The sequence below is a fragment of the Flavobacterium sp. GT3P67 genome (genome assembly GCF_004349155.1).
GTDB lineage: Bacteria > Bacteroidota > Bacteroidia > Flavobacteriales > Flavobacteriaceae > Flavobacterium > Flavobacterium ranwuense.
The window spans coordinates 170,740-185,286 of record NZ_SMLF01000009.1 but is presented as its reverse complement, the minus strand read 5'-3'; the positions used below and the strand labels follow the sequence as shown (position 1 = coordinate 185,286).

The window sequence follows — 14,547 nt, the reverse complement described above, 5'->3', positions numbered from 1 at the left end:
CAAAGAATTCATTTTAAAATCCATATTGAGTGGACGAAAAACCTAATGTTTTTAGCCCCACTTTTACCTCTGGTGCTTGCATAAATAATTTCCAAATCAATCCGGTACGATGATTTTCAATCATGGGAACAATTGTTCCTTGGTCAATAGCTAAATATCGTGGTGTTACCCAATTATAATGCGGAGAAAAAGCATCATAAGGTCCCGCAATTCCAACTAAAGTACTCTTTTTTTCATCGTATAGATAATGTAAAAACTTCATGCTTTCGACAGGTGTAAATGGGAAAGAAGACAAAGCTGCCGTAGGCGAAATTACTCCTGTATCATTCAACGGTTGGTGGGCAGTATATCCTGTAGTCCCATCGGAATTCCTGGTATAACTTGCTGTAAGTCCCCAACATTTATCGGAATAACCTGCCCATTGTTTTGGATTGGCTATGCAATATTGGTTAATAATTTTAGAATGATTTTGTGTTACTGTCCAATAATTTGCATACGCATCCGTTAATCCTCTTGGATCCATTCCCAAATACGAATATTGTGCCCAAAATAAAGGCCCTACGTTTCCTGTTGCACCGTTATAATTGAAAACAACCGGTATACCATATTGAGAACTTCCATTTTTAATTGCACCATTACGAGCCCAAGCTTGATGATATGCTGTTGCAGGAATTGGATGTGTTGGAGAAGCTGCACCCATAATATAGGTAATCAAACATTCGTTATAACCTTCCAGTTTAAAATTCATTTCCCAACCATAGTTAGGAGACCAGTGCCAATACATGGCATTTTCTCCTTTTGTGTACCAATCCCACTCTACGCCTTTCCATAAATTATCTGCTTTCGCAGCCAATGCTTTTTCTGCCGTGTTTCCGTTTTTAAAATATTCTCTAACGGTTAACAATCCTTGGCATAAAAAAGAAGTTTCAACAATATCTCCACCATTATCTTTTGTCCCAAAAGGAATTACTTTTCCTGTTGTTCCATTTATCCAATGAGGCCATGCACCATGAAAACGTTCTGCATTTTCCAAAAAAGTCATTGCCGTTGTAAGACGAGAAACGGCTTCGACTCTTGGCACAAAACCTCGTTCCACACCTACAATAAGTGTCATTAAACCAAATCCGGAACCTCCAGTTGTAATAATACTAGCTTCAAAACTAGGATCTTCAGTAAGGTAACGTTCCCGTGCCAATTTCGAATTGGTTTCGGCATATTCCCAAAAATATTTGATAGCATCTTTTTGGACTTGATCCATCGCTTCGGTATCCGTTAAAGGAACTGTTGGCACTGTCGGACTCGTTGGTAAGGGAGTACCTCCACCTTTTCCTTCAGGAGATGAAGATGAACAAGAAATAAAAAGATTCAAAAAAATTAGTCCGTATAAGTACTTTTTCATTTTTATAAAATAAAAGTATTAATAATTGAAAAAACACCTAGTTTTTTTTCAGAAAACTAGGTGTATAAAAAGCTGTTATCTGTTGTCTTTTTCTAATTTATATAAAGCGACAACTTCATTATCAGAAAGTGCAGCATTATATATTCTGAACTCATCCATCATACCTGTATAATTCAACATCCAACCATCAGGAGCGCCCCATGGAGCACCTAAATGCTGTTGAAATCCTCCAATAATGAATTTTGAAACATTCGAATTGGCAAGATCACCATAACCAACACCTCCAGCAAGAGGGTCACTTGCATATCTCTTAGCAATTGAAGCAGGTAAATCAAGTTTTTTTCCATCAATGTACATGCTGTATGTAGAACTAGCTCCACTATAGGTCCATACAACATGTGTCCATTTTCCAAACATATTCGTTAAAACGTTAGTACCAGCATGCTCAATAAACTGACCAGACCATGCAATACTCGGCATTACATCTTTTTGAACGTGATTTTTTACTAACATCGTTGTTGCTGGACCTGTACCTTCAACCAATGAGAAAATATTCCCCCAAAAATCTGTTGTTTTTGGCAACATAAATAATGATTGTGCTCCTCCTGTGTGTGGATTTGTATTGATCCACATAGAAACGGTAATGCTTTTTACATCGACCAAAGAACTTGCTACTGCACTGTAAGCAATAAAAGAACTTGACGACCCTTTATAAGCCATTCCTTTGATTCCGTTTCCATAAGTTACATTTGTCCCTACTCCACCAGTTATTCCACTTTTTGAATCTGCAATACTGTTTTCAAAACTAAATTTAGTAACTAAATTAGCGGCAGCAATATCATCTGAACTTTCATACCCGCCAATTGCTTCATAAGCAATTGGGGCATTAACTTTATCTATACTATCCTCGTTACAGCTCACAAAAAATTGTGAAGCCAAAACAGAAGCAAATAAGAAAATATATTTATTTTTTTTCATTTTACTATTTTTTTTAATTATAAAGAGGATTTTGAATTGACAATCCGCCTGCTTGTGTAATGAAAGCTTGTGGCAATGGAAACAATTCATGTTTACCAGCAACAAATGTTTTTCCATGAATTGTAAAAGCAGCTACTGCTTGTCCAGTACGCACTAAATCAAAAAATCTATCGTGCTCGAATGCCATTTCTACTCTTCTTTCTTTCCAAATTGCAATTCTCACATCTGCTTGAGAAACAGCAGTTGTGTTGCCTAATCCGGCTCTTGTTCTGATTTGATTCAACAAAGGAATCGCCGCTGGAGTTTGATTCAATTCGTTTAGTGCTTCGGCTTTCATTAATAACACCTCAGCATATCTCAAATATTTGATATTCACATCGGTTTCCCAACCATCTGTAAAAGCAGAAGAATACGCTTTATAATTGTATCTCGGATTTTCTACAGTCAATGGTACTACTCTACCATCATATAATGTAGTTCCTGCAAAAATGATTGTTGCATTTTTTCTGACATCACCTGTTTCATAAGCATTTACTAAACTTTGAGATGGTGTATTGAAACCCCAACCCCAACCACCGGCACCTCGAGCACCTTGTGTATTAGAATATCCAGAAATTCCTTTGGCTGGCACAGAACCTGTACCTTGGATTTCAAAAATAGATTCAGCATCATTCTCTCCTGCTAATTTATACATAGAAGCATAATCTGAAACAATAGTATATCCTGTAACCAAATTACAGTTGTCTACAACTTTCTGCCAGTTTTTTTGGTATAAATTTATTTTTGCCAATAAAGCGTAAGCAGCTCCTTTTGAAGCTCGTCCTTTTTCAGCAGCAGCATATTCTGATTTGTTTGGCAATGCCGCAATAGCATCATTCAAATCACTTTCGATATAAGCATATACTTCTGCGCTTGATTTACGCGTTAATTGCATAATTCTGTCTTCTTCGGATGAAGGATTTGGTAAATGATCAATAATTGGAACACCACCATAGGTTTTTACCAAAGTGAAATACATGAAAGCTCTCAAAAACTTAGCTTCTCCCAATAATCTTGCTCGTAAAGCTGGATTCGCTTTGTCTAATAGCGGGATTATACTTAATGCTTGATTGCATCTGTTAATTCCTTCGTAATTAGCGGCAAAAATCTCACTAGTTGACGGCGTTGAAGCATTATACGTTAAGGCGTCCATTAAATCTTTATCTGAACCTGTATCTCCTGGAGACGATCCTTTGTCAGCATCATCAGAAGCAATACTTGACAACCCAATCCAAGAAAATGAAGTCATGTTCCAATCTAAAAACTTACTGTAGATTGCTGTTACAAAAGTGGCTGCTCCTGCATCATTATTGAATAATTCAATGTCTTTTGTAGAAATAGATTCTGTTTGATCTACATCTAAATAGTCATTTGAACATCCAGAGAAAAAGTATGCGGATAGCGCAAAAATTGATATATATATCTTTTTCATTGTATTAAAATTTTAAATTAGCACCAATAACAACTGATCTTAATGTTGGGTATGCATCCAACTCAATACCTTGTGTTCCATAAGGATCTCCGTTACCATTTAATTCTGGAGAGAAACCTGAGAATTTTTGAGTAATAAATGGGTTTATTGCATTCACATATATTCTGCAAGAATTTAAAAATTCTCCTTTTAAAGGAATTTTGTATCCTAAAGTAATATTGTTGATTCTAAAGAAATCACCCGATTCTAAATAATAAGTAGACGCTACCGGAACTTGATTAAAAGGACCAGGATTTGAAGCAGTTGTATTATTTACTGTCCAGAAATCTGTTGCCAGTGAATCTTCGATATTTTCTCCGCTAAAGCGTTGTGCTTTTTTACCATTGTATACTTTTGCTCCAGAAGTACCGTATCCGTCCACTGAGAAATCAAAGTTTTTATAGTTCATCCCTAAAGTAACACCATACGTAGAATTAGGTAAAATAGACCCTACATATTTTTTATCAGCATTAGCATCTAAAGCATCTTGAGTCACTTGGGTACCTGCTGCGGTATTATATAACATTTTACCATTTGTAGCATCAAAACCTGCATATTCATACATATAAAAACTACCTAATGGTTTCCCTACAGAAGTATTATCTAAGAGTTTTGTCCATTGTCCATTTCCTAAATCTCCACCTGTAATTGGCGCAAGCGTGGCATCTTTTAAACCTGTCAATTCATTTTTGTTGTTAGAAAAATTTCCTCCAACCCAGTAACTCAAATTATCCGTTAGTTTATCGTCCCAACGCAAAGCAATCTCATATCCTTTATTAGACACTTCTCCAACATGTGCCGGTGAAGAATTACTAATACCTGATGTCATGTACGGTCTTGTGTTTAAAATAACATTTGTTGTTGTTTTATCATATACATCAAATGATCCTTTCAATCTGTTATTTAATAATTCAAAATCTAAACCTGCAGAAGTTTCTTCGGTAATTTCCCATGATAAACTTGGATCTACTTGAGAATTGATTGTAGTTCCTTCATTCAATATAGAACCTCCTAAATAAGAACTAAGTCCTGAAGTATAAGCTTGATTATTAAGCGGAACATTTTGGTTTCCTAATTTACCCCAACCTCCTCTTAATTTCAATAAGTCAATTCCTTTTACATTAGCCATAAATTCCTCTTTAGTAACAACCCAACCTAAACCAAAGGCAGGAAAAGTTCCCCAACGATACTCTTTACCAAAATTTGATGAACCATCACGTCTGATTGTACCTGTAAATAAGTATCTGTCCATTAATTTGTATTGGAAACGACCAAAATAAGAGGCTATTTTGTTTTCGTTGAAAACTTCGTCTTTATAATTAACAACTGTCCCTACATAATCAACACCTGCCAATGACCAGTAATTAGAATTTGCATTTACATTTTTTCTGGCAACAGTCAATTGTTCTCTTGCACCTCTAACTGAAGTCTCGATACCCGCTGTTAGTTCGATATCATGAATCTCTGCAAAAACTTTATTGTATGTCAGATAATTAGATAGATTCCAATTGAAATATTGATTTCTACCTTTAGTCAATAAATTAATATTTTTATCAGCTGGATAAATAATACTGCTTAACTGACCTGGATTATTGTTGGATTGCCAAATTGTTTTTGTGTCTTCAAAATTGTAATTTTTCCAGGAGTAATATTCACCGTTAAATTGTGACGTGAATTTTAATGATTTCAAAATATCATAATCTAATTTTAAACCACCTTGTAATGTTATGCTTCTTTGCTCTTCATCAAAATAATCTAATTGAGCTACTGGATTTCCAACATTGTTAAAAGAAGAACCAGCTGTACCTGCAAAACCGTCAGCACCAACATAAGAAACGCCATATTGCCCATTTGAAAAACGAACCGGAACAATTGGAGATTGTTTGTAAGCGTTAGTAAAAGCGCTTAATGGTTTTGGAGTTGAATTTGCTGAACCAAAACTGAAATTTTGATTTAAAGTCAGTTTTTTAGAAATTTTAAATTCGTTATTGTTTCTAAAAGTGGTACGACTGTAATCCAGTCCGTTAAGAATTGCTTTCTCTTGATAATTTCCTAAACTGAAAAAGTATTTAATATTCTCCGTTGCACCAGAAACCGAAACGTTATTTTGAACATATGATCCAGTTCTCGTAATGGCATCAAACCAATCTGTATTAACGGGTTGATCCTGTGAAAAAGTTGTGGTTTGCAAGGCCGAATTCGAATAATGGGAGTACTTATTACTTCCTGCCATTTTTACTTTTTTCAAAGGCTCTCTAAAACCGGCAAAACTCTCTACTTCAACAGTCACTCTATCGCCTTTACCTTTTTTGGTTGTAATAATGATTACACCATTTGCAGCTCTGGTTCCATAAATAGCTAATGCAGAAGCGTCTTTTAAAATTTCGTACGAAGTAATATCATTCGTATTAATGTTATTGATATTCTCCGTAGGCATCCCATCTACAATGTATAAAGGAGTTCGTCCACCTAAAGCAGTACCCAAACCTCTAATAATTACTGAAGGAGTACTTCCCGGCAAGTCTGAAGAAATTACTTGAACACCTGCTGCTTTACCCTGTATGGCTTGCGAAGCGTTCAAAACTTTGGTCCTAGATATTTCCTCTGCTTTTAATGAAGTAATTGCCGTAGTGTTATCAATCTTTTTTCTGGTTCCGTAACCAATGATGACCACTTCTTTTAATTCCGTGTCTTTGGATTCTTGTAATTTTATGTTCATCGGTGCTGCTGTTGCAGAAACTGATAAAGCATCAAAACCTACCATACTAATTTTTAATACCTCACCTACTTTGGCATTGATATTAAAATTACCATCAAAATCGGTATCCGTTGAAGTTTTAGAATCAGCGGCAACTATCATGGCCCCCGGAATTCCAATTCCATCCTTATCTAATACTTTTCCCTTAATTACTTGTCCAGACATGTATGCCGGTAGTAAAATGAGTGCTAAAAAGCTAAAAATAATATTTCTCATATATTAATAATTTGTTAAAGTTAGTGGAGCCAAAGTAAATAATTACAACGTTATAGTAAGCAAAACGGTGATACTACACGAATACATCAAAATAGTAAAAAATGGTCATAAACCAATGTATTACTGCTGATAAGAGTGGTTATGAGATACTACACTACATCTACATGATGTAGTAATGATGTGTTGTAATTCCGTAATAAATAGACTGGAATAATATATTATCTATAAAAAATAAATACTATTTATACAGTTAATAAAAATTTAGAGAGATTTTCGTCCTGAACAAGGTTTAATTTCTTTCTCAAACGATAGCGATGCAGTTCTACGCCTCTAAAAGAAATATTCATCATGGGTGCAATTTCTTTGGACGAAAGATTCATTTTTAAGTAAATACAAAGCTTAATGTCCTTTGACGTTAGGTTGGGATATTTTTTAGTTAGGTTAATTATAAATTCATTGTGAATTTGATTTAGATTTGTTTCAAAGGTTTCCCATTCATGCTTGTTAACTGCATTTATTTTTATGGCCTTTTTAATTTCACTTTTTAATTTATTGAAGTCAGTTTCTGTATCTAGAATTCCTTGAATATTTTCAATCATTTCACTTTGCTTCGCAATAGAAAGAGATTTACCTGCAACTTCCGAAGATTTAGATTGTAATTCCAATTCAAGGATGTGTTTTTCATATTCTTGAATATTCAATTCATTCTCCGCTTTTAATTCCATCTCCAGAATTTTCTTTTGATGTTTCAATTCTTCCTCTCTCAATTCCAGTTTCTGTATGTATCGCATTTTATTCCATTTGTAATACAGATATAATATAACTCCTATTACAAATAGATATAATAAAATCATCCAAAAAGAAAAATACCAAGGTTTGGCTACAATAAATTGGAAGTTAGAAATTGTATCATAATTCAGTCCATCGTGAAGATAAATAGTAATCTCATTGGAACCGCTATTCAAATTATTCAAAACAATCAAACCTTCATTTACAGGAATAAATTCTTTGGTCCCATTTATTTTATAAAATAAATTAGGTCTTGTTGCTCCAAAAACACCTGATATTACATATATGCGAACCTCCGAATTGTATGGGATCTTTGATTTATTTTCAACCAAACCATCATTAACAAAGGCTTCAACACTTATATTCGATTCTTTCTTGTTTGCATATTTTAATTGTAACGAAATAAAACCATCATCCAGATTTAACAGATAATTGTCTTTGTTTTTGAACACTTTTAAATTGTCGTTAATGATTTTTCCCTTGTAATATTTCTCTTGAATAATAGTGCGGATAAATTTATTATCATACGCATAAATATGGTACAAAAGTCCTTCTTGCAGTATCAGAAAGTGATTTTCATCAATGGATACAATGTTTGATACATTTTTAAAATTAGTATTAAACAATTCATTTGCTTCTAAGTGATTAGTGATTGAATTGTAAGTATACCAAGATTTATTGATCAAAAAAAGGATTTCATTTCTGAACTCAAATATTTTCACGCCAAAATCATTACCTATTTTACTCTGTTGGGTGACATTTTTGATGTCAGTTGTTTCGTATGCATCATTATACAAAATTCGATACAAGCCTCTATTATTATCAGCAGCCCATATTTCATTTTTTCTGTTTTGCGCAACATATTTAATAGGTTTCAATATTCCTTTTATAACTATTTTTTGATTCAAATCATTATTGTCATTATAAATTATTACACCGCTGTATGTTGCTTGCAAATAGGAATTATTAATGCTGCTTCTGGCTAAATTCCAGCCTCCGTTTATAGTACTTAATTTATAGAACAATCCATTCTCATATACAAAAGTGCCTTCGTTATGACCTATGAGGTATTTGTTATTTATCTTACTGATATTCCAAGCCTGACCTTGAGTATTGGGAATTAACGAAAGCAACTTGTCCTCATATTTAAAAACACCATGATTCGAAGCCATCAAATAGCCTTTTGCAGTACTCGCCACTGAATAAACGGAACCTAAAATCCCTGAATTATCATAAAAAATAGAAATAGGGGAATTAACCTCAATATGAGCAATTCCGTTGTCTAAACCCAACCATAAATCATTCTCTTTGTCTTGACCAATACTCAAAATTGAATTGTTCATCAATACGTTATTTCGATTGATGTTTTTATACGAACCAGAATTCAAATCAAAAATATAAACACCTTTATTAGCTGTTCCTATGATTAATTTCTTGTTTCTAATGAATTTGGCAACATTGATATTAGCCGCTTTCAAAATGGCATTTAACGGGCTGTTCCAAGCGCTCAGATTACCATTTTCTGCCACATAAACCCCATTTTTTTTAGTAAAAAAATACGTTTTATTTTGGTATTTCTCAATAGCATGAATGACGTTATTCTCTAAAACGGACCATTCCTCTATCTTTTCAAACTTGGAATTCTTCATTTTATAGATTCCTTTTTCTACCGAAGCAACAAACAACTCATTGCCAACCGGAAAGCAATAGGAAACCAGAAAATCAAACTTGTTTTCTTTAATTACTTTCCCATCATATAGAAAAAGCCCATTAAAAGACTGAAAGTAGATTTTACTATTGAATTTAAATATTTTCCAGATTTCTTCGTTGTTATTTTCATCAAAAACCTTCTTGTTTTTGGAAATCGAAACATAATGCATCTTTCCTTGTTTTCGGAACCAATAGCCAAATTCTTTATAAGAACCTGTATAAATACGGTCACCGTCAACCATTACAGAACGAATAATAGTTTTGTTTGGCAAGCTGTATTTCTCCCATTTTACGCCATCATAGCGTAAAAAATAATAATTATTAGCAAAATACATGGCATTATCATTTCCTTGTGCAACACTCCAAATCTGATTATCCCCTTGATAATTTGATTTGCTGTAATTCTCTACAAAAGGAAGTAATTCTTGCGAATAAAGTTGGAATGAAAAAAAATATAATAGGATTATTAATATGCTTCTTGCTTTCAAAATGTGGCGTTTTATCTCCAAATATAAACAGATTTATTAAATAAAAAGCATAAAAAAAGCTTCTCTGCAGAGAAGCTTTTTTAGAAGATGACATTTTCTAATTGGTAAGTAATTCAAATACCTGATTGGCAATTTCGATTTCTTCATTAGTCGGAATAACCAATATTTTAGTTTTAGAATTGGGTGTATTAATTTCTCGAATTTCTTTCGAACGAATTTCATTTTTGGATGCATCCAATTCTATCCCGAAATAATCCATATCTGTACATACTAATTTTCGAATATAGGAAGAATTTTCTCCAATACCTGCTGTAAAAATAATAGCATCAAGTCCGTTTAAAACCGATGTATACGAACCAATATATTTTTTAATCCGATAGGCATTCATAGCTAAAGCCAACTGACAATCAGCATTTCCATTCTCCGCATTCGCTTCAATATCTCTCAAATCGCTGTAACCGGTAAGTCCCAGCATTCCACTTTGCTTTTGCAACATTGTGTTTACCGCTTCAAGCGAATATCCTAAAGAATTTACCAGATAAAAAATTACGGATTGATCCACATCGCCGCTTCGGGTTCCCATAATCAATCCGTTCATTGGGCCAAAACCCAACGTATGATCGATACTTTTTCCGTCTTTTATAGCAGTCATACTGCAACCGTTTCCTAAATGTATCGTAATAATTTTAGAGCCTTTATTCTTAAAATTTTGTTTCAAATAATGAATCGCATTTTCCGAAACATATTTGTGACTCGTTCCGTGAAAACCGTAAACGCGTATTTTATTTTCCGTCAAAAGGTAATTTGGCACCGCATATTTGTGCGCCACAACAGGAATCGTTTGATGAAAAGCAGTATCAAAAACAGCCACTTGTTTAGCTGAATTAAAAATTTCTTCGGCAACATTTATTCCTTCTAGATTGGCCGGATTGTGCAAAGGTGCTAAATCAAAAAGCTGTCTGATTTTATCTTTTACTTCACTGGTAATGATTACCGTATTCGAAAAAGCGCTTCCGCCATGCACCACACGATGCCCGACAGCTTCTATTTCATCCGTACTTTTAATCACCCCTACTTTTTCATCCATCAGTAATTTAGCAATTTTTTCCAAACCAATTTTATGGTTCGCAATAGGCAACGTCTCTTCTAATTTAGTAGTATTGGTCAAATAAGTTAGATTTGAAGTTTCCAGCCCAATTCTGTCAATCATACCCGAACAAATAACTTCATTAGCCGGCATGTCGATTAATTGGTATTTTATCGATGAACTCCCCGAGTTTATAATTACTATTTTCATTTTTTTTTAAGTTGCTAAGGCACTAATTGTCTGATTTACTGAGTCTTTTCACTAAAGGCTCAAAGAATCAAAACTCATAATTAATAATTCACAATTCATAATTGATTTATAATCCTTGTGCTTGAATCGCTGTAATCACGACCGTATTTATAATATCATCTACCGTGCAACCACGGCTTAAATCATTTACGGGTTTGTTCAACCCTTGTAACATAGGTCCAATTGCTAATGCGCCTGTTTCTCTTTGCACCGCTTTATAGGTGTTATTCCCTGTATTTAAATCCGGAAAAATTAGAACACTCGCTTGTCCTGCCACTTCTGAATTTGGCATCTTACTTTTCCCGACAGCCATATCAACTGCAGCATCGTATTGTATCGGTCCTTCAATTTTTAAATCGGGACGTTTTCTTCTCACTATTTCAGTTGCAGCTCTTACTTTATCTACTTCATCTCCTTTTCCTGATGAACCAGATGAATACGAAAGCATGGCGATTTTTGGTTCAATCCCAAAAGCCAAACTAGAATCGGCAGAGGAAATTGCAATTTCTGCCAGTTGTTCCGCAGTAGGATTTGGATTAATGGCACAATCTCCAAAAACAGAAACTCTGTCCTCTAAACACATGAAAAATATCGAGGAAACCACAGAGGAATTGGGTTTCGTTTTAATGAATTGCAAAGCCGGCAAAATGGTATGTTGCGTGGTATGTGCCGCTCCGGAAACCATTCCGTCTGCATGACCTTTATAGACCATCATTGTTCCAAAATACGAGACATCTTCCATTAAATCCTTAGCCATTCCTATAGTTACATTTTTTGCTTTTCGCAACTCATAATAGGTGTTTACATAATCATCATAATGCTCGGATTCTATCGGATTAATGATTTTTATTTTAGAAAAATCGAAAGGAAGCCCCAACTCAGCAACTTTACTTTCAATTTGTTTTTTGTTGCCAATAATCGAAATATCAACCACATCCATCGTCAATAATTGTGAGGCTGCAATAATGATTCTTTCATCATTTCCTTCTGGTAAAACAATGTGTTTCCTGTGTTGTCTGGCTCTTTTTACTAAATTATATTGGAACATTTTTGGAGTCATTCCCTCCGCTTCAAAAGTGATTAGCTTTTCAGCCAAGTTGTCTAAGTCAACATGTTTTTCGAAAGTATTGATAGAAATTTCAATCTTCTGCTTGTTGTTCGCGTAAATTTTAGATTTAATGGAACCTATTTTATTGGTAATGTAATACGTTCCTTCTTCCACCGCAATAATTGGAACAATGGTCGAAAGTCCTTCTATCAATTTCAAAATACTAATCTCAGGCAAGATGTTCCCTGTAAGTACAATTCCGGAAATGGTAGGGTAATTTACGGACTCATTGGCCTGCAATGCGCCCAAAATAATATCGGCTCTATCTCCGGGCGTAATCACCAGACTATTTTCTTTCAAATGCAACAAATAATTACACAATTGCATTGCTCCCACACTAAAATTTCCGGTTTGATTGTTCAAATGTGCCGCACCAAATAAAACTTTAGCATCTAACTCATTTACAATTTCCTGTATCGTTGGATTATTTAAATTATGAATCAAAGGAATTGAATTCACTAATATACCTTCCGGTAAGCTTTTCTTTAGACCGTTGGTTACTAATTCAATATTCTCCCGTTGGACTTTATTGGCGATTACAGCCAAAACCTCGACATCTTTGACTTTAAATGAATCGTATGCCAAGTAAAGACTATCTATCAATTCCTCTAATGTTTTACCCACTCCCGAGCCCACAATAATAGTTGGAATACCAAGATTTTTGGCAATCAGAACATTCATATCTAATTCGATAACAGTTCCTTCTCCTGTAAAACTGGTTCCTTCAACCAAAACAAAATCGAAACGCTCTTCTAATTTCTTGTATTTTTCAATAATCAAATCGAGAACCTCGCCTATTTTCCCCTTGTTCTTCTTTTTGATTAATTTACTTTTTGTAATGGCATACGCATCTTCAAATTCAATATCCATCCCAAAATGTCCAATCACGGTTTCAATATGATTATCAAATCCCCCTTCTTCAAAATCTTCAACAATAGGTCTAAAATAACCTACTTTAGCCATTTTACCAATAAGCATGCTCATCAATCCCAACGTAATAATCGACTTCCCACTATTTTGTTCGCTTGTTGCAATGTATATGGCCTTGTTCATTTTTTTATTTTTAAATTTAATTCCAGATTAATTGGATGCATTCCTTTTTAATTTCTAAAACCAACGGCGTTTTTTAAAATAAATAATCATTCCTATAACTATAAAAAACATGGCACCCATAACGGTATGATACCCATAATGGTATTTTAGTTCCGGTAAATTTTCAAAATTCATTCCGTAAACCCCCACAATAAAAGTAAGTGGGATAAATATCGCAGATACGATGGTCAGGGTTTTCATTATCTCATTCATCTTATGCGTCTGTGCCGAGAAAAAGAAATTAGACGCACTTTCCAAAGATCCCATATCGGACTCAATTTGTTCTAAAAGTTCTAAACTCTTTTGATGCAATCGCGCAAAAAAGCTAAAACTATCTGCTTCCATCGCATTAAATATGTTATCGTCTTTTATACTTTTTATATCATACAAAGAATCACGTAGCGGAATGATGGAACGTTTTAGAAAATTCAGATTATCCCTGTGTTTCTCTATTTTTTCTAAAATTATTGGATCAACACTTTCCTTGGTAAGATTGATTAATTCCTCTATTTTGTCCTCCTCGTTTTCTAAAGTGATGTAGAAATTTCCCATGATAGCATCCAGAAGAATGTACAACAAATAATCGGCTTTCTTGGTTCTGACAATTCCTGAATGCGTTCGAATCCGTTCTCGGATGTGGGTAAAAAAGTCACTTCGCTTTTCCTGAAAAGAAATTAGAATTCCATCTTTTAACAAAAAACTGATTTGTTCTACACTTATATTATCTGAATGTTCCGCAGGCAAAAGTGATTTTATGTTGAAAAATAGAAAATCATGAGACTCTTCCAGTTTTGTTCTTCGGGTGGTATTTAAAATATCTGCCAACATAAAATTATCGATTTCAAAATAATCTCCAATCGATTTTAACCACTCCACATTATTCAAACCGTGTATATTAATCCAGTTTGTTTTTTGTTCATCAATGTATTTATCTAAATCCGAAACCTTAAAATCCTCATATTCGGTAAGATTCAAATCATCATAAACAAACAACTGCATCTCCGATTCCTTACTTTTATGAATGCCCGTATATTCTAAATTATAAGGTTGCATTTTCCTTCCTTTCTTGTACTTGATTTTTCTCATGCCAACTTGTTTATGTAGTAATATTACGAAAAACTTTTACAAAAATATCGTTTCTCGGTACTTTTGACATTCCTAAA

The 14,547-nt window shown here is 34.1% G+C and carries 8 protein-coding genes; all 8 read right to left on the bottom strand.

Features of this window, described 5'->3' with window-relative positions; all coding sequences use genetic code 11:
• Positions 1-13 precede the first annotated feature (13 nt).
• The 8 genes from E0H99_RS14460 to corA all read right to left on the bottom strand — a co-directional run bounded on the left by E0H99_RS14460 (position 14) and on the right by corA (position 14,470).
• Positions 14-1,399, bottom strand: a complete 1,386-nt coding sequence (locus E0H99_RS14460; protein WP_131997052.1) for a glucoamylase family protein — start codon at positions 1,397-1,399, stop codon at positions 14-16.
• Between the two features lie 75 nt (positions 1,400-1,474).
• Complete coding sequence (locus E0H99_RS14455; protein ID WP_240723495.1) at positions 1,475-2,377, bottom strand: LamG domain-containing protein; 903 nt, start codon at positions 2,375-2,377, stop codon at positions 1,475-1,477.
• A gap of 13 nt (positions 2,378-2,390) precedes the next feature.
• On the bottom strand, positions 2,391-3,848 hold the full coding sequence (locus E0H99_RS14450) for a RagB/SusD family nutrient uptake outer membrane protein (RefSeq protein WP_131997046.1): 1,458 nt from the start codon (positions 3,846-3,848) through the stop codon (positions 2,391-2,393).
• Between the two features lie 4 nt (positions 3,849-3,852).
• Positions 3,853-6,861, bottom strand: a complete 3,009-nt coding sequence (locus E0H99_RS14445) for a SusC/RagA family TonB-linked outer membrane protein (protein WP_131997043.1) — start codon at positions 6,859-6,861, stop codon at positions 3,853-3,855.
• A 242-nt stretch (positions 6,862-7,103) separates the two neighbouring features.
• Positions 7,104-9,848: a histidine kinase gene (locus tag E0H99_RS14440; RefSeq protein ID WP_240723494.1), complete on the bottom strand. Its 2,745-nt coding sequence runs from the start codon at positions 9,846-9,848 to the stop codon at positions 7,104-7,106.
• 97 nt (positions 9,849-9,945) lie between these two features.
• Entirely contained in the window at positions 9,946-11,145 is a 1,200-nt protein-coding gene (locus E0H99_RS14435; protein WP_131997037.1) for an acetate/propionate family kinase, read from the bottom strand.
• 106 nt (positions 11,146-11,251) lie between these two features.
• Positions 11,252-13,345: a phosphate acetyltransferase gene (gene pta, locus E0H99_RS14430; protein ID WP_131997034.1), complete on the bottom strand. Its 2,094-nt coding sequence runs from the start codon at positions 13,343-13,345 to the stop codon at positions 11,252-11,254.
• Positions 13,346-13,399: 54 nt separating this feature from the next.
• Positions 13,400-14,470, bottom strand: a complete 1,071-nt coding sequence (gene corA, locus E0H99_RS14425) for a magnesium/cobalt transporter CorA (RefSeq protein WP_131997031.1) — start codon at positions 14,468-14,470, stop codon at positions 13,400-13,402.
• Between the last annotated feature and the right edge of the window lie 77 nt (positions 14,471-14,547).